Annotated in this window: 20 protein-coding genes; 16 read left to right on the forward strand and 4 right to left on the reverse strand. The window is 66.2% G+C overall.

Features of this window, described 5'->3' with window-relative positions:
• Positions 1–82 precede the first annotated feature (82 nt).
• The gene (locus DSHI_RS11240; RefSeq protein ID WP_012178878.1) at positions 83–559 is read left to right on the forward strand and encodes a DUF427 domain-containing protein; all 477 of its coding nucleotides are present in this window, start codon (positions 83–85) and stop codon (positions 557–559) included.
• 9 nt (positions 560–568) lie between these two features.
• Here the strand turns inward: DSHI_RS11240 and DSHI_RS11245 are convergent, their stop codons facing one another.
• Positions 569–1,063: a HugZ family pyridoxamine 5'-phosphate oxidase gene (locus tag DSHI_RS11245; RefSeq protein WP_012178879.1), complete on the reverse strand. Its 495-nt coding sequence runs from the start codon at positions 1,061–1,063 to the stop codon at positions 569–571.
• Positions 1,064–1,159: 96 nt separating this feature from the next.
• Between DSHI_RS11245 and DSHI_RS11250 the strand changes: the two genes are divergently transcribed.
• Positions 1,160–1,567: a universal stress protein gene (locus DSHI_RS11250; RefSeq protein WP_012178880.1), complete on the forward strand. Its 408-nt coding sequence runs from the start codon at positions 1,160–1,162 to the stop codon at positions 1,565–1,567.
• A 48-nt stretch (positions 1,568–1,615) separates the two neighbouring features.
• A complete protein-coding gene (locus tag DSHI_RS11255) occupies positions 1,616–1,945 on the forward strand; it encodes an antibiotic biosynthesis monooxygenase family protein (RefSeq protein ID WP_012178881.1) in 330 nt (109 codons plus the stop codon).
• A 9-nt stretch (positions 1,946–1,954) separates the two neighbouring features.
• Here the strand turns inward: DSHI_RS11255 and DSHI_RS11260 are convergent, their stop codons facing one another.
• Entirely contained in the window at positions 1,955–2,617 is a 663-nt protein-coding gene (locus DSHI_RS11260; RefSeq protein WP_012178882.1) for a hypothetical protein, read from the reverse strand.
• A gap of 114 nt (positions 2,618–2,731) precedes the next feature.
• Here DSHI_RS11260 and parA point away from each other — a divergent pair, with 114 nt between their 5' ends.
• The 3 genes from parA to DSHI_RS21745 all read left to right on the forward strand — a co-directional run bounded on the left by parA (position 2,732) and on the right by DSHI_RS21745 (position 4,343).
• Positions 2,732–3,367 carry a ParA family partition ATPase gene (parA, locus tag DSHI_RS11265; RefSeq protein ID WP_012178883.1) on the forward strand — a complete coding sequence of 212 codons (636 nt, stop codon included), beginning with the start codon at positions 2,732–2,734 and terminating at the stop codon, positions 3,365–3,367.
• 58 nt (positions 3,368–3,425) lie between these two features.
• Positions 3,426–3,668: a TFIIB-type zinc ribbon-containing protein gene (locus tag DSHI_RS11270; protein WP_012178884.1), complete on the forward strand. Its 243-nt coding sequence runs from the start codon at positions 3,426–3,428 to the stop codon at positions 3,666–3,668.
• Between the two features lie 546 nt (positions 3,669–4,214).
• Positions 4,215–4,343, forward strand: a complete 129-nt coding sequence (locus DSHI_RS21745) for an entericidin A/B family lipoprotein (protein ID WP_083768381.1) — start codon at positions 4,215–4,217, stop codon at positions 4,341–4,343.
• On the opposite strand, the gene DSHI_RS11275 is transcribed toward DSHI_RS21745, so the two are convergent.
• Positions 4,340–4,750 carry an acyl-CoA thioesterase gene (locus DSHI_RS11275; protein ID WP_012178885.1) on the reverse strand — a complete coding sequence of 137 codons (411 nt, stop codon included), beginning with the start codon at positions 4,748–4,750 and terminating at the stop codon, positions 4,340–4,342. The two genes, DSHI_RS21745 and DSHI_RS11275, sit on opposite strands and share 4 nt — an antisense overlap.
• Before the next feature lie 221 nt (positions 4,751–4,971).
• On the opposite strand from DSHI_RS11275, the gene DSHI_RS11280 reads away from it, so the two are divergent.
• The 10 genes from DSHI_RS11280 (at position 4,972) to DSHI_RS11325 (ending at position 13,875) form a co-directional block, all read left to right on the forward strand.
• Entirely contained in the window at positions 4,972–5,178 is a 207-nt protein-coding gene (locus DSHI_RS11280; protein WP_012178886.1) for a cold-shock protein, read from the forward strand.
• A gap of 79 nt (positions 5,179–5,257) precedes the next feature.
• Positions 5,258–5,698, forward strand: a complete 441-nt coding sequence (locus DSHI_RS11285) for a tellurite resistance TerB family protein (protein ID WP_012178887.1) — start codon at positions 5,258–5,260, stop codon at positions 5,696–5,698.
• Between the two features lie 164 nt (positions 5,699–5,862).
• A complete protein-coding gene (locus DSHI_RS11290) occupies positions 5,863–6,642 on the forward strand; it encodes an ABC transporter ATP-binding protein (RefSeq protein ID WP_012178888.1) in 780 nt (259 codons plus the stop codon).
• Between the two features lie 38 nt (positions 6,643–6,680).
• The gene (locus tag DSHI_RS11295; RefSeq protein WP_012178889.1) at positions 6,681–7,409 is read left to right on the forward strand and encodes a transporter substrate-binding domain-containing protein; all 729 of its coding nucleotides are present in this window, start codon (positions 6,681–6,683) and stop codon (positions 7,407–7,409) included.
• 74 nt (positions 7,410–7,483) lie between these two features.
• Positions 7,484–8,371 carry an ABC transporter permease gene (locus tag DSHI_RS11300; RefSeq protein ID WP_012178890.1) on the forward strand — a complete coding sequence of 296 codons (888 nt, stop codon included), beginning with the start codon at positions 7,484–7,486 and terminating at the stop codon, positions 8,369–8,371.
• Complete coding sequence (locus DSHI_RS11305) at positions 8,368–9,174, forward strand: ABC transporter permease (protein WP_012178891.1); 807 nt, start codon at positions 8,368–8,370, stop codon at positions 9,172–9,174. The genes DSHI_RS11300 and DSHI_RS11305 overlap by 4 nt, the downstream gene beginning before the upstream one ends.
• A gap of 68 nt (positions 9,175–9,242) precedes the next feature.
• The gene (locus tag DSHI_RS11310; protein ID WP_012178892.1) at positions 9,243–9,953 is read left to right on the forward strand and encodes a type 1 glutamine amidotransferase; all 711 of its coding nucleotides are present in this window, start codon (positions 9,243–9,245) and stop codon (positions 9,951–9,953) included.
• Positions 9,934–11,304 carry a glutamine synthetase family protein gene (locus DSHI_RS11315; protein ID WP_012178893.1) on the forward strand — a complete coding sequence of 457 codons (1,371 nt, stop codon included), beginning with the start codon at positions 9,934–9,936 and terminating at the stop codon, positions 11,302–11,304. Before DSHI_RS11310 ends, DSHI_RS11315 begins: the two co-directional genes overlap by 20 nt.
• Positions 11,305–12,609: an NAD(P)/FAD-dependent oxidoreductase gene (locus DSHI_RS11320; protein WP_012178894.1), complete on the forward strand. Its 1,305-nt coding sequence runs from the start codon at positions 11,305–11,307 to the stop codon at positions 12,607–12,609. It begins immediately after the preceding gene.
• A 72-nt stretch (positions 12,610–12,681) separates the two neighbouring features.
• On the forward strand, positions 12,682–13,875 hold the full coding sequence (locus tag DSHI_RS11325) for a DegT/DnrJ/EryC1/StrS family aminotransferase (RefSeq protein WP_012178895.1): 1,194 nt from the start codon (positions 12,682–12,684) through the stop codon (positions 13,873–13,875).
• Here DSHI_RS11325 and DSHI_RS11330 read toward each other — a convergent pair.
• Positions 13,872–14,813 carry a LysR family transcriptional regulator gene (locus DSHI_RS11330; protein ID WP_340214005.1) on the reverse strand — a complete coding sequence of 314 codons (942 nt, stop codon included), beginning with the start codon at positions 14,811–14,813 and terminating at the stop codon, positions 13,872–13,874. The genes DSHI_RS11325 and DSHI_RS11330 overlap by 4 nt on opposite strands.
• Positions 14,814–14,825 lie beyond the last annotated feature (12 nt).

Here is a 14,825-nt window from a genome sequence, read left to right on the forward strand (position 1 = left end):
TGGGCCGTGGTATCGGTCGCGCGCGCGTGTTAGGGTCGGGCAAAGACGTGCATTGCCACCCTCCCGAACATGACAGGCCTGCGTGACCGAACTCGCCATTGAAGACGTTCAGGACTACCCACGCCCACCGGCCCTGGAGCCGGTGGGCGTGCGTTTGCGCGTGGTGTTCTCGGGGCTGGTGGTGGCCGAGACGGTGAAGGGCCTGCGGGTTCTGGAGACCCATCACGCGCCGACCTATTACTTCCCGCCCGAGGATATCCTGAAGACCGCCCTGGTGCCGGCGCCGGGCAGCTCGTTTTGCGAATGGAAGGGGCGCGCGCGGTATTTCGACGTGAAGGCCGACCGGATGGTGAGCCACAAGGCCGCCTGGAGCTACAGCGCCCCGACCGCGCGCTTCGCGGCCCTCAAGGATTACGTGGCGTTCTATCCGGAACGGATGGAGGCCTGTTTCGTGGGCGAAGAGTTGGCGAGCGAGCAACCCGGCACCTTCTATGGCGGCTGGGTGACCTCGAACCTGCGCGGGATCGTCAAGGGCGGGCCGGGCACCGAGGGCTGGTGAGCCGCGCGCTCAGCCGAGGCCGAGATCGGCGGGCGTCAGGCTGTAGGCCTTGCCGAAGCCGCCATTGAGCGCGGCACCGCTCACCTGGAACCGGGCGAAGTGGAAATCCGTGAAATCGATGTAGAGCTGCGCCTTGGGATGGGTTTGCAGGTAGTGATCGCGCAAGACCGCGTAGTCCGGCGTGCCGTGGCGGGTGAAGGCGGCGGTGGCCTGGAGCGTGATCCGGGGATGGGTGAGCGGGTCGCCCTTGGGCCCCGGCTCCCCCAGAAGAAGCGAGCAGCGGGCATCGGCCTCCAGCGCCCTGGTGTGGTGCGACAGCTCGGAGACCAGCGTCAGGGGATGGCCCGCCGGATCGAGCCCGACCGCGATGCGCGTGACCACCGGGGCACCGGTCGCCGGGTCCAGTGCCGCCAGCGCCCCGAAGCGCGCCCCCGCGATGAGCCCGCGTGCGAGATCGCGGGCCTCGGCGTCGGTGTCGCGGATCGGATTGATCTTGTCAGGCATGGCTGAATTCCGGATCATGATTTCAATCAAGGCGCGCGCCGCCCGGACTTGATAGCAGTGTCGCGGAGCCAAACACCTGAGACAAGGACCAATCTTATGTACAAACATGTGATGGTAGCGGTCGATATCGACCATGCGGAAACCGGCAAGGATGCCTTGGCCCTTGGCCGGGCGCTGTGCGCCGAAGGGGCACAGGTGACGGCGCTCTACGTGCTCGAAGCGCTGCCGAGCTATGCCACCCAGTACCTGCCCGAGGACCATACCGCGCACCGGATCGAGGAATTCGAAACGGCGCTCGCCACCGAGCTGGGAATGCCCGAGGACGTTACGGTCAAGGTCGTGACCGGGCATTCGGGCGCGACCCTGGTGGACTATGCCACCACCCACGGCGTCGACTGCATCGTGATCTCGTCCCACAAGCCCGGGTTGCAGGATTTCTTCCTCGGCTCCACCGCCAGCCGCGTGGTGCGGCACGCCCCCTGCTCGGTCCATGTGATCCGCTAGCCAAAGGGACGGAATTGGGTCTAGGCTGTCGGGGGAGGAGACCCCGACATGCCCCAGATTGCCAAGACAACGAACCAGCAAACCGTTCTGACCACCTTCGAGGTGACGCCCGGCACCTGCCAGGACCTGCTCGAAGAATTGACCGACGCCTATGCCAGTTTCATCTCGAAGCAACCCGGCTTCATCTCCGCCGGGTTGCATGTGAACGACGCCCAGACCCGGATCGCCAATTACAGCCAATGGGCCCGGCGGGAGGATTTCCAGGCCATGCTGCGCAGCGACGAGATGCGCGCGCGCAATCGCAAGATCAGCGACATGTGCCGCAGCTTCGAGCCGGTGCTTTACGACGTGGCGGCCGTGTTCGAAACGCCCGGTTGAGCGCGGCCCCTAGAACTGCGACCAGACCCCGATCTTGACCTTGGCCACGTCATCCCCGGCCAGGGGCACGGTCACGCCTGTTTCCAGCTGGAACCAGTCGGTGAAGTGCCACACATAGCTCGGCGCGAACTTGATCAGCGCGTCCTGGCCGCGCTCTTCGGAGGTCTGGATCTGCAGGATGGCGAGGTCGCGATTGTCGCGCTGCCAGCCGATCGTGGCGTCCAGCTTGGTCAACCGCGTGCTGGCGAAGCTGTTTTCCTCGCGGAAGCGGATGCTGGCATCCACCGCGGCCCAGCCGTTGCCGAACGGGTATTGCAGCCCCCTGCCCCAGCTCGCCCCGATCACCCAGAGCGGCTGAACCCCGCGTTCGAGATTGCCCGAGGCCCCCACCCCGCCCAGGACCGCGAACCGGTTCGGTCCGTCCGATTGCAGAATCGGGTAGCGCAGGAACACGTAGCCCTCGCCCACGAAGGCCGTGACCGAACTGTCGAAGCCCAGGGTGATGTTCTGGGTCAGGCCGTACTCGCCATACCCGGTGCCGACCCAGTCATCTCCGCCGGCATGTTCGACCGTTCCGGACACGAAGACCTGCCCGTCCGGTTGCGGCCAGGGTCCGGCCTGAACGGGTGCGGCGAGCAGAAGAGGCAGCAGGAGGAGACCAAGCCGTGTCATGTCCCGCCCAAATTCCCGACAAATTCACGCGCCTGTCCAGTGCCCTCCCACATTTCGCGTGCGTCTGGTTCGGAATCACCGCAAATTGTGTCCTGTGGAGCGCAGGGGACAGAGATGACAGGCAAGATCATAACCGTGGCACAGCAAAAGGGCGGGTCGGGCAAGACCACGCTGGCGGTCAATCTCGCGGTGGCGGGGTTGCGGGCGGGCCAGAGCGTGGCGCTGATCGACACCGACCCCCAGGGCTCGCTGGGCCGGTGGTTCATGACCCGGCTGGAGCGGCTGGAGGGGGTTCCGGACATGGAGTTCTCCACCGCCTCGGCCTGGGGGGTGGGCTATGAGGTGGGCAAGCTGTCGAAGGCCTGCGACCTGGTGATCATCGACACGCCGCCCAAGGTGGACAGCGATCTCAAGCCCGCCCTGCGCGCCGCGGACCTGGTGGTGGTGCCGGTGGCGACCTCCCATGTGGATCTGTGGGCGACCGAAGGGGTACTGGATCTCGCGGACCGGGTGGGCAAGCCGACGCTGCTGGTGCTGAACCGGACCCGGGCGGGCACGCGGCTGGGCGCCGAGGTGGCCGAGGCGGCGGGCCAGACCGCCGCGGACCTGGCGGACGCGCACCTGGCCAACCGCATCGTCTATGCCGAGACCCTGGGCCAGGGCCTCGGCGCGCAAGAGGCCGCCCGCAAGGGCGCCGCCGTGGCCGAGGTGGAGGCGCTGCACCGGGAGATCATGGAGATGTTCGAGTGAGGTCTTTTCATGGGACGCTCCGATCCCATCTGTAAAAGGAACAAACGGAGAGACGCCCATGAAATGCCCGATCGACGGAACCGAGCTCGTGATGACCGACCGCAGCGGGGTCGAGATCGACTACTGCCCAAGCTGCCGGGGGGTCTGGCTCGATCGGGGGGAGTTGGACAAGATCATCGAACGCTCCGTCCCCGCCGCGGCGCCGCAGCCGACCCGTGGATTCGACGACGACTATCCCGGCGGACGGGGCCCCAAGCGCAAGAAGAAGGAAAGCTTCCTGATGGAGCTGTTCGACTTCTGACCCTTGGGAAAGGCGCGGCCCCCGCGGCGCTCCGCGCGCCGCCGGGAGATATGTCGAGACGTAAGCCCGCAGGCCTCGTCCGCATCTTCATTTGTGTGAAAATACTCCGGGGGAGGCGCGCGCAGCGCGGCCGGGGGCAGCGCCCCCCTCCTTCAGCATCGGCCCGGCACGGGCCGCACACATGCGCGCGCAGCGCGCGCCGCTGGATCACGGCCCCGTCAGGCATACCGCGGGATCAACCGACCGGGTGCCGCGCGGAGCCTCTTGATTTCTTTCGGCCGCTCACAAATCCGCGACCCCGCCTCACGGCTGCGCGATATCCTTGCAATACCCATCGCTTTGGAGCACGCCGTGCCCATATCGAGGTCACGCAACCACAGGACACACCATGACACGCCCCGCCCCGCAACCCGCCCCGCCGTCGCATCCTTCGCAAGACGCGCCGCCGTTCCGCTTCGACGATTGGGCGGCGCTTTGAAAGGCCAGCCCTTGTCAGCGCGCCGGGACTGCGGCTAAATCCGGCAAAACGTTCTCCATGAGGCTCCCATGATCCGCAGTGTTGCGCTTGCCCTTCTTCTCGCCACCCCGCTCCTTTTGTCCGCCTGCAACACGGTGGAGGGGATCGGACAGGATGTTTCCGAGGCGGGCGACGCCATTGCGGGTGCCGCGCGCTAGGCCTGCGGTTTCGGGACGGGGCGGGTCCGGCCCTCCTCGTCGATGGCGACGAAGGTGAACAGGGCTTCGGTGACCTTTTCCCGCGCCCCGATCCGGCCGCGCAGCACCCAGGCCTCCAGCGCCACGCCCATGGAACTTCGACCGACCCGCTCGATCTCGGCATAGATGCACAGCACGTCGCCGACCTTCACGGGGCGGATGAATTTCATGGCATCGATGGCCACGGTCGCCACCCGCCCCTGCGCCCGTTCGCCGGCCACGATCCCGGCGGCGATGTCCATCTGGCTGAGCACCCAGCCGCCGAAAATGTCACCGTTCACGTTCACATCCGCGGGCATCGCAAGGGTACGCAGGGTCAACGCGCCCTTTGGGGTTTCATCGGGGGTTTCCGGGGGGTTGGGCGCCATGACGGCCTCCTGCAGGTTTCCGCCCAAGTCCCCATCATCGTGTCTGGCCTGTCAAGTCGGTGCAAAAACCTCTTGCAATCTTGCCGGACCGTGCTCAATTCCAGTGTGCGAACGGTTCCGCACTTCGATCCACTGTCTCCCGATGGCTTCAGTTTCGACATGCTACCACTGACGCCGAAGCTGCCGCACCTCCGCGGGCAGCCACACCAAGGAGAAATCGGATGGCCACTGGCACCGTGAAATGGTTCAACGAAACGAAGGGTTATGGGTTCATTGCCCCCGATGGCGGCAGCCGCGATGTGTTCGTGCACATCTCTGCCGTGGAGCGCGCCGGGCTGACCGGCCTGAAGGACAACCAGAAGGTGACCTTCGACATCGAAGCCGGCCGTGACGGCCGCGAGAGCGCGACCAACATCGTTCTGGCCTGATCCCGGGCCCCTGCAGCTTTTCGAGGGCGCGGTCGACCGCGCCCTTTTCCATGTCCGCTTCAAAGGCTATATCCCCTGCATGTTTGGTGATTTGCTCAAGCGCCTGACGGCGCCCGCGCCCGAAGCCTTTCCGGAACCCGATGCCCGGCTCGCGCTCGCGGCCCTGCTGGTGCGTATCGCCCGGTCCGACGGGGATTATGCCGAGGCCGAGAAGGCCCGGATCGACAAGATCATCGCGAAACGGCACGGCCTGTCCCCCTTCGAGGCGACGAAGATGCGCGGCGATGCCGAGGCGCTGGAGGCGCAGGCCCCCGACACGGTGCGCTTCACCCGCGCGATCAAGGATGGCGTGCCCTACGAGGACCGGACCGCGGTGATCGAAGCCCTGTGGGGCGTGGTTCTGGCGGACGGGGTGCGCGACCCGGAGGAGGATTCGCTCCTGCGGCTCACGGCGAACCTGCTGGGCGTGAACGATCGCGACAGTGCATTGGCCCGGCAGCGGGTCGAAGCCGGCGCCTGAGCCTTGCAGGCTGCTTCGGCCCCTACAGCAGCGGGCCCGCATCGCCCTTGACCCGGGCAACTGGTCAGAAAATCACCGGGTTTCCTAGCGCCAATCCCGCCGCCCCATTGCAATCCCGGTCAAACTGGCTCCTACTTTGCGATGACCAGCAGAGAGCGCAGACCGTGACAGAGCCAACCGTTCCGGTGATCGAGATAAGGGATTTGCACAAGGCCTATGGCGCCCTGGAGGTGTTGAAGGGGGTCAGCATACGTGCCGAGCGGGGGGATGTCGTGTCCCTGATCGGCTCCTCGGGGTCGGGCAAGTCCACCTTGTTGCGGTGCTGCAACCTGCTGGAGGACAGCCAGCGGGGCGACGTGTTGTTCTGCGGAGAGCCGGTCACCTGGACCGGCAGCGGTCTGGACCGCCGGCCTGCGGACAAGAAACAGGTGATCCGGATCCGGACGAACCTGTCCATGGTGTTCCAGCAATTCAACCTCTGGGCCCATATGACGATCCTTGAAAACGTGATGGAAGCGCCGGTGACGGTGCTGGGCGAGCCGCCCAAAGAGGTCGAGGCGCGGGCGCGCGCCCTGCTCGACAAGGTGGGGATCGGCGACAAGTGCGATGCCTATCCCGCGCAGCTTTCGGGCGGCCAGCAGCAGCGCGCGGCCATTGCCCGTGGCCTGGCGATGGAGCCCAAGGCGCTGCTGTTCGACGAGCCGACCTCGGCGCTCGACCCCGAACTGGAGCAGGAGGTGGTGAAGGTCATCAAGGACCTCGCCGCCGAGGGACGCACCATGCTGATCGTGACCCATGACATGCGGCTTGCGGCCGATGTCTCCGATCACGTTGTATTCCTCCACCAGGGCCTGATCGAGGAAGAGGGCCCGCCCGATATTCTGTTCGGACAGCCAAAATCGGCGCGTCTTAAACAGTTTCTGAGCGCAACAGCGCCAGCATGACAATCAATCACTACGTCTTTTTTGGGGAGACACACCACATGAAAACACTGATCTTCGGCACCGCCCTGGCCACGCTGATGGCTGGCGCCGCCTTTGCCGCGAGCGACGGAACAACGGTCCGCATGGGCACCGAGGGCGCCTATCCTCCGTACAACTTCCTCAACGACGCGGGCGAGGTCGACGGGTTCGAACGCGAGCTGGGCGACGAGTTGTGCGCACGCGCCGAGCTGACCTGCGAATGGGTCACCAATGACTGGGATTCGATCATCCCGAACCTGGTGTCGGGGAACTACGACACGATCATCGCGGGCATGTCGATCACCGACGAGCGCGACGAGGTCATCGACTTCACCCAGAACTACACGCAGCCCGACCCCTCGGCCTTCATGGGGCTGTCGGAAGACGTGGACCTGGAGGGCGGCGTGATCGCGGCCCAGACCGGCACGATCCAGGCGAGCCATATCGCCAGCACCGGCGCGACCCTGATCGAGTTCGCCTCACCGGACGAGACAGTGGCAGCGGTGCGCAACGGCGAAGCCGACGCAGTGCTGGCGGACAAGGCGTTCCTCGAACCCTTCGTGACCGAGAACGCGGACCTGGTGTTCGTGGGCGAAGATGTGCTGCTCGGCGGTGGCATCGGCATGGGCCTGCGCGAGAGCGACCCGGAGCTGCGCGCCAAGTTCGACGCGGCGATCCAGTCCATGAAGGACGACGGCTCGCTCAACGCGCTGATCGCGAAATGGCTGCCGGGCTCGGCCCTGTTCTGAACTGACGTGGCGGGACCCGGTGCGCCGGGTCTCTGCCCGCCTCCGGCCGTATTTGAAGGACGCCTTTTTCCCAGATGTTCGCCTTTTGCGCAGATCCATCGACGCTGTCCGGCCTGACCTGGCTGTCGTGTTACCTGACCACGGGCAAGCACATGGCTTTTTACGGCAGTTTCGGGACGGTGATGCTGCTTCTGGTGGTGACGGCGCCTGCCGCGCTCTTTCTGGGGTTCGGCGGGGCGATCGCGGCGCGGTCCCAGATTGCGCCGCTGCGCTGGCTCGGCAAGGGCTATACCTCGATGGTGCGGGGCATCCCGGACATCGCCTTCTTCCTCTTCGTGCCCATCGCGCTGGACCAGGGGCTCGAATACCTGCGTCACCATTGGAAATGCCCCGACTGGACGCAGGCCGTCCGGCAGGGCAACGATTTCGTGGTCTGCGCCGAGGCCAAGCTGCCTTTGTCCACGAGCCCGCAATGGGTGCATGAGACCTATGGCTTCACCTTGGCGGTGATCGCCTTTGCGGTGGTGTTCGGGGCCTTCGCGGCGAACGTCCTTTACGGCGCGATGACCGCGGTGCCGCGGGCACAGATCGAGACGGCCGAGGCCTATGGCATGACCCGGCGGCAGGCGTTCTGGCGGATCCTGGTGCCGCAGATGTGGGTCTATGCACTGCCGGGCCTGTCCAACCTGTGGCAGATCCTGGTGAAGGCGACGCCGCTTCTGTTCCTGTTGGGGATCGAGGACATCGTCTATTGGGCGCGGGAGCTCGGCGGGGTGCAGAGCGCGCGGTTCTCGGATTATCCCCATGGCGACTGGCGGCTGTGGTATTTCCTGGGTCTGCTGGTGTTCTACCTCGCCCTGACCTCGGTGTCCGAACGCATCTTTGCGCGTCTGATGCAGCGGCTGAGCCACGGTCAAGCCACCATGGCCGGGGAAGCCCAGCGCAAGGCGCCGGCGACATGAGCTGCTGGCAGACGGTTCAGGACTATGCGCTGCGGTCGATCGGCCATGGCGAGCGGCTGCTGCCGCGGTCGGATTTCACCCTGTGCGAGCAGTTCACCCTGATCGGGTCGGGCCTGATCTGGAACGTGTATTTCGGGGCTTTCGCGTTGCTGTTCGGATTTTTCCTCGCCACGGCGGTGGCCTTGGGAAAGGCGTCGGACCGCGCGGTGCTGCGGGTGCCCGCGGACTGGTTCATCTTCGTGTTCCGGGGCTCGCCGCTCTTCATCCAGTTCTTCCTCGCCTATTTCCTGTTCATCCAGCTCAAGGCGGTCTCGCCCGCCTTCGACCCGTTCACCTCGGCCTGGGCGGGGGCGCTGGTGGTGCTGTTTCTGAACACCTCTGCCTATGCGGGCGAGATTTTCTACGGCGCGCTGCGCTCGGTGCCCAAGGGCGATCTGGAGGCGGCGGATGCCTACGGGCTGGCCGGGTGGACGAAGTTCCGCCGGGTGACCTGGCCCACCATGCTGCGGCTGGCCTGGCCGTCCTATACCAACGAGGCGATCTTCCTGTTCCATGCCACGACGCTGGTGTTTTTCGCGGGCTTTCCCGCGTTTCAGCAGCGCGGCGATGCGCTATATTACGCGCAGTATTTCGCGGACAAGACCTTCAACCCGTTCATCCCCTACCCCATCGTGGCGTTCTATTTCATCCTGCTGACACTGGCGGTGATCTTCGTGTTCAGCCTGATCAACCGTCGGCTCAACCGCCATCTCGCGCCCCATGTGCGGCCGAAACTGCGCCTGCGCCCACAATTGGTCCGTTGACCGCAGGACACGCTTGCGGGATCGGAAAAATTGAGGCTAGGCTGAAGGTGGGAAACAACTGAGCCAAGATGGACATCGGCATTCTCCAATGTGGACAGCCGCCCGACGAGGTGCGTGAGCAGCACGGCGGGTATGAACGGTTGTATCCCACGCTTCTGACCGGGCACGGGTTCACCTTCACCACCTATGACGTCGAAAACCTCGAGTTTCCGCCCGGACCGGACGCGCAGGAGGGGTGGCTGATCTCGGGCTCCCGCCACGGGGCCTACGAGGCGCATGACTTCATCCCGAAGCTGGAGCAGTTCATCCGCGCCGCCTATGTCGCCCATGTGCCGATGGTCGGCATCTGCTTCGGCCATCAGATCCTCGCAAAGGCCCTCGGCGGCGAGGTCTTGCCCTTTGCGGGCGGATGGGCGGTCGGGCGGCAGAGTTATTACGCCGAGGATATGGGCGCGCTGCATCTCAATGCCTGGCACCGCGACCAGGTGACCGAGCCGCCGGCCGATGCGCAGACCTTCATGTCGAACGCATTCTGCAAACATGCCGGGCTGATCTATGGCACCCGGGCCTGGAGCGTGCAGCCGCATCCCGAGTTCACGCCCGAGGTTCTGTCGGCCCTTCTGACCTCCCAGCGTGCAGTCGACAACGTGCCCGCCAGCCAGCTGGACACCGCGGCCCTCCAACTCGATCAACCGATCGACAACATGGCGATCGCCAAGGCCATCGCCGCCTTTTTCCTCATGGACAGGACCCCCAAACATGGCCGAAACGCCGCTTGAGCGGATGCTCGCCAGCGTGCCCGAACCCGCCCGCGCCTACCTCGAAGGGCGGCGCCTCGACGAGGTGGAATGCATCGTGGCCGACCTTGCGGGCGTGGCCCGCGGCAAGGCCATGCCCGCGGCCAAGTTCGCGCGGCAGATGTCGTTCTATCTGCCCAATTCGATCTTTTTCCAGACCATTACCGGCGGCTGGGCGGAGGCGGCGCTCGACGGGTTCACCGAGCCCGACATGGTGCTGAAACCCGATTTCAGCACCGCGACCCCGGCGCCCTGGACCGCCGACTGGACCTTGCAGATCATCCACGACATCGAGGATCAGTCCGGCGCGCCCATGCCGGTGGCCCCGCGCAACGTGCTCAAGCGGGTGATCGCACTCTACAAGGCGCGGGGCTGGAAACCCGTGGTCGCGCCGGAGATGGAATTCTACCTCACGGCGCGCAACATCGATCCGGCCATCGCGATCCAGCCGCCCATGGGGCGCACCGGGCGGCGCGCGGCGGCCCGGCAGGCCTATTCCATGTCCGCGGTGGACGAGTACGGCCCGGTGATCGACGATATCTACGATTTCGCCGAGGCTCAGGGGCTGGAGATCGACGGCATCACCCAGGAGGGCGGCGCCGGCCAGATCGAGATCAACCTGCGCCATGGCGATCCGCTGAAGCTGGCCGACGAGGTGTTCTATTTCAAACGGCTGATCCGGGAGGCGGCGCTGCGGCATGACTGTTTCGCCACCTTCATGGCCAAGCCGATCCAGGACGAGCCGGGCTCGGCCATGCATATCCACCATTCGGTGACCGACATCGCCACGGGGGAGAACATCTTCACCGCGCCGGACGGCACCGAGACCCCCGCCTTTCAGCATTTCATCGCCGGGTTGCAGAGCCATCTGGGCGATGTGGTCCCGCTCTATGCGCCTTATGTGAACAGCTACCGGCGGTATGTCCCGGAGAATGCCGCCCCCATCAATCTAGAATGGGCGCGGGACAACCGCACGGCGGGTCTGCGGGTGCCGGTGGCCAACCCGGCCGCGCGGCGGGTGGAGAACCGTCTGGCAGGGATGGATTGCAACCCGTACCTGGGCATCGCGGCTTCGCTGGCCTGCGGCTATCTCGGCCTGCTGGCCGAGAAACCGCCGAAGCCGCAATATGTGGGCGATGCCTATTCCGGGTCCGAGGACCTCGCCCCGGAGCTTGGCGCGGCGCTGGACCTGTTTTCCGAGGCGACCGCGGTGCACGATATTCTCGGGCCGGAATTCTGCCGGGTCTACGAGATCGTCAAGCGCCACGAATACACCGAGTTCCTGCAAGTGATCTCACCCTGGGAGCGGGAGCATCTGCTTCTGAACGTGTGAATGGACCTGCTGCGCGCCAATGATCGGGACGGGGCCTACCCGCCGAGCTACTACGCCAGCACGGTGCCCGCGCGCCCCGCCCTGCCGGCGGCACAGGGGCCGATCCATACGGATGTCTGCATCGTGGGGGGCGGATATACCGGGCTGTCGGCGGCCCTGCACCTGGCCGAGCGCGGCTATGACGTGGTGGTCCTCGAAGCCCAGAGGGTCGGGTTCGGCGCGTCGGGGCGCAACGGGGGGCAGGTCGCCTCCGGTCCCCGGCTGGATCTGAGCACGCTGGAGGCGCGCTATGGCCGCGAGACCGCCCACGCCCAGTGGGCGCTGGCTCGCGAAGCGCGGAAGCTGGTCGATGAATTGGTCGCGCGAGGCCTCGACTGTGATCTGCGAGCCGGGGTGATCTATGCCACGGACCGCGCCGGAGACGTGGCCGGGTATCACGCGGAGGCCGCCCATGTGCAGGCGGCAGTGGGATATGACGGGGTCACGCCACTGGACCGGGACCGGATCGCCGCGTTGGTGGGCAGCGCGGTTTACGCGGGCGGTGTGCTCGACGCCGGGGCGGCGCACCTGAACCCGCTCAAGCTGGTTCTGGGGCTTGCCGATCTGGCGCAGGTCGCGGGGGCGCAGATCTTCGAAGGCTCCCAGGTACGCAGCGTCGCGGATGCAGGCCCCCATGTGGTCGTGACCACGGACGCGGCCACCATCGCGGCCGAGCAGGTCATCCTCGCCGGGAACGGGTATATCGGCGGCCTGGACAGCGCGACCGCAGCTCATGTCATGCCGATCAACTCCTACATGGTCGCGACCGAACCGCTCGGCCCGGACGCGGATGCGATCCTGCCCGAGGGGCATGCGGTCGCCGACAACAAGTTCGTGGTCAACTATTTCCGCCGCGCGCCGGACGGGCGGCTCCTGTTCGGGGGCGGCGAAAGCTATCGCTACCGGTTCACGCCGGATATTGCCGGCAAGGTGCGCGGGCCGCTCGAGCGGATCTTCCCGCAGTTGCGCGGGATCGGGATCGATTACGCCTGGGGCGGAACGCTCGCGATCACCCGCAGCCGCCTGCCGTTTGCGCGCAAGGTCTCGCCCCGGGTATTTTCGGCAGGCGGGTATTCGGGCCATGGCGTGGCGCTGTCGCTGCTCTTCGGCAAGGCGATGGCGGAGGCCGCCGCGGGGGAGCCGGAGCGGTTCAACCAGCTTGCCGCCCTGCCCCATGCGCCCTTCCCCGGCGGCGCGGCCCTACGCGCGCCGCTGCTCTTGGGCGCGATGAGCCTTGCCGGCCTGCGGGATCGCCTGCCGTTCTGACGCAGGATTGTCTGGAAACCACGTGGCGAAACCTGTAGATTTCCTGAAATGACTTTTCAGGAAAGGCGCAACATGACCCTTATCGCCCCGAACACCTATGATGCCGAGCCGATCCCTGCCGCGGCCCGTGCCGAGATCGACGGGTTGCTGCAATCGGGTGATCTGTTCCGCTATACCGCGCCGGAGAATGCGCCTGTCTCCCTGCTGGAACAGGAATTCTCCGAGATGATGGGAAGCCGTTATGCCGTGGCGGTGGCATCCTGTTCGGCGGCGCTGTTCCTGTCTTTGAAGGCGCTGGACCTGCCGCGCGGGGCCAAGGTGCTGATCCCGGCCTTCACCTTCGCGGCGGTGCCCTCGGCGGTGGTGCATGCGGACTGCACACCGGTGCTGGTCGAGGTGGGCGCCGATTACCGGATCGACCTGGAGGATTTCGCGGCCAAGCTGACCGAAGACATCGCTTGTATCCTGATCAGTCACATGCGCGGGCACACATCGGACATGGACGCGATCATGGCGCTGGCCGATGCGCGCGGCATCCCCGTGATCGAGGACGCGGCCCATTCCCTGGGCACGGTGTGGAAGGGGCGCAAGATCGGAACGATCGGGCGGATCGGCTGTTTCTCGTTCCAGTCCTACAAGCTGGTGAATGCGGGCGAAGGGGGGATCCTGATCACCGACGATGCGGATCTGGCCGCGCGGGCGATCATCATGTCCGGCGCCTATGAGCATGCGTGGAAGAAACACCCGGGCATCGGCTCGGCCTGCGCGCGGTGGCAGAACCAGCTGCCGCTTTACAACACGCGGCTGGGCAACCTGTCGGCGTCGATCATCCGGTCGCAATTGGCGGAAATCCCGCGCCGGGTGCGGGACGGGCGCGCCAATCACGACTATGTCGCCGCCGCCCTGAACGCGCTGCCCTGGATGCAGGTGCCCAGCCCCCTGCCCGGAGAAGCCCGCGCGCCGGATTCGATCCAGTTCAACCTTGTGGGTTTGAGCGACGCAGAGGTCCGGGCGTTCTGCGCGGCGACGCAGACCCATGGCCTGTCGGTGCAGGTGTTCGGGATGAGCGCCGACAATGCACGGGCCTATTGGAACTGGCAATTCCTGCGGGATCAGCCGGAGTTGCCCAAGACGCGCGAGATGCTGATGCGGGCCTGCGATCTGCGCCTGCCCGCACGGCTGACCCCGGACGAGCTGAATACGATCATTGCGATCCTGCGGGAGGGGATTTTCGCGGTGAAGGAGCCCCAGCGGCTGAGCGCCTAGAGCATCTCGAGCTGGCCCCGCAACCAAGTCCAGCGCGCCAGCAGCGGATCGACCACCGCCGCGGCGACGCGCGCGCGCAGGGTCTCGGCCACGCGTTCCGGCATGTCGAGCAGGACATCCTGCCGTGTCATGACGGAAATGGTGCGGGCCAGCGGCGGGGTGTCGAGGGGTTCCAGATCGACCTGCCCGAGGAAGCGCTGCGCCGAGGCTACCCCGAGCGGGGTCAGGATGGTCCAGCCGCGCCCCTCCGCCACCATCGCGAGGATCGCCGCGTAGCTGTCGAGTTCGAACCGGGCATCGGACGGCTGACCGTGGCGGGCGAGATGCGCCTCGATCTGTTGGCCCATGACATGGCGGCTGGTGTACTTGATGTACTCGATCTGCGGCCCTGCGGATTTCGGTAGCACCCGCACGAAAGGGTCGCGCAGGATCGGATGCACATCCATCCAGGGGGGCGGCGCGGCCACTTCGGTGGCGACGACCATATCCAGCCCGCGACTGTCCAGCAGGTCGAGCAACCGATGGCTCGCGCCGCTTTCGAGGCGGATGCGGCTGCGCGGCAACTGCGCGACCAGGTCGAGCAGGACACCCGGGGTCACGGTGGCATCGAAATCCTCGATCACCCCCAGCCGGATTCGGGGCACCGCCCCTCTGCCGGTTCGGGCCAGTTCCATCCGGGCGAGCTCGGCCTCGTTGAGAATGGCCTGGGCCCGGGCACGGAACAGCCGCCCCGCCGGTGTCAGGGCCATGGGCCGCGCGGAACGGTCCAGAAGGTCCACTCCCAGTGCGGCCTCGAGGTTCGTGAGCTGCTGTGAGACCGCCGAGATACTCACGCCCAGACGGCGTGCTGCCGCAGAGATCGCACGTTCCTCCGCGGTGGCGAGGAACACCTCGACACCCCAAAGCGTGAATTTGCCACTATGCGCCAAGGTCGACACCATCCCGCGCGG

It is taken from the genome of Dinoroseobacter shibae DFL 12 = DSM 16493 (assembly GCF_000018145.1).
Taxonomy (GTDB): Bacteria; Pseudomonadota; Alphaproteobacteria; order Rhodobacterales; family Rhodobacteraceae; genus Dinoroseobacter; species Dinoroseobacter shibae.

Bases quoted from the DNA above. Each gene is read 5' to 3' on its own strand.
- DSHI_RS11300 (WP_012178890.1), top strand. From the start codon at position 7,484: ATGTTCGCCTTTTGCGCAGATCCATCGACGCTGTCCGGCCTGACCTGG.
- parA (WP_012178883.1), top strand. From the start codon at position 2,732: ATGACAGGCAAGATCATAACCGTGGCACAGCAAAAGGGCGGGTCGGGC.
- DSHI_RS11270 (WP_012178884.1), top strand. From the start codon at position 3,426: ATGAAATGCCCGATCGACGGAACCGAGCTCGTGATGACCGACCGCAGC.
- DSHI_RS11280 (WP_012178886.1), top strand. From the start codon at position 4,972: ATGGCCACTGGCACCGTGAAATGGTTCAACGAAACGAAGGGTTATGGG.
- DSHI_RS11320 (WP_012178894.1), top strand. From the start codon at position 11,305: ATGGACCTGCTGCGCGCCAATGATCGGGACGGGGCCTACCCGCCGAGC.
- DSHI_RS11255 (WP_012178881.1), top strand. From the start codon at position 1,616: ATGCCCCAGATTGCCAAGACAACGAACCAGCAAACCGTTCTGACCACC.
- DSHI_RS11245 (WP_012178879.1), bottom strand. From the start codon at position 1,063: ATGCCTGACAAGATCAATCCGATCCGCGACACCGACGCCGAGGCCCGC.
- DSHI_RS11250 (WP_012178880.1), top strand. From the start codon at position 1,160: ATGTACAAACATGTGATGGTAGCGGTCGATATCGACCATGCGGAAACC.
- DSHI_RS11295 (WP_012178889.1), top strand. From the start codon at position 6,681: ATGAAAACACTGATCTTCGGCACCGCCCTGGCCACGCTGATGGCTGGC.
- DSHI_RS11275 (WP_012178885.1), bottom strand. From the start codon at position 4,750: ATGGCGCCCAACCCCCCGGAAACCCCCGATGAAACCCCAAAGGGCGCG.
- DSHI_RS11285 (WP_012178887.1), top strand. From the start codon at position 5,258: ATGTTTGGTGATTTGCTCAAGCGCCTGACGGCGCCCGCGCCCGAAGCC.
- DSHI_RS21745 (WP_083768381.1), top strand. From the start codon at position 4,215: ATGATCCGCAGTGTTGCGCTTGCCCTTCTTCTCGCCACCCCGCTCCTT.
- DSHI_RS11305 (WP_012178891.1), top strand. From the start codon at position 8,368: ATGAGCTGCTGGCAGACGGTTCAGGACTATGCGCTGCGGTCGATCGGC.
- DSHI_RS11325 (WP_012178895.1), top strand. From the start codon at position 12,682: ATGACCCTTATCGCCCCGAACACCTATGATGCCGAGCCGATCCCTGCC.
- DSHI_RS11310 (WP_012178892.1), top strand. From the start codon at position 9,243: ATGGACATCGGCATTCTCCAATGTGGACAGCCGCCCGACGAGGTGCGT.
- DSHI_RS11260 (WP_012178882.1), bottom strand. From the start codon at position 2,617: ATGACACGGCTTGGTCTCCTCCTGCTGCCTCTTCTGCTCGCCGCACCC.
- DSHI_RS11315 (WP_012178893.1), top strand. From the start codon at position 9,934: ATGGCCGAAACGCCGCTTGAGCGGATGCTCGCCAGCGTGCCCGAACCC.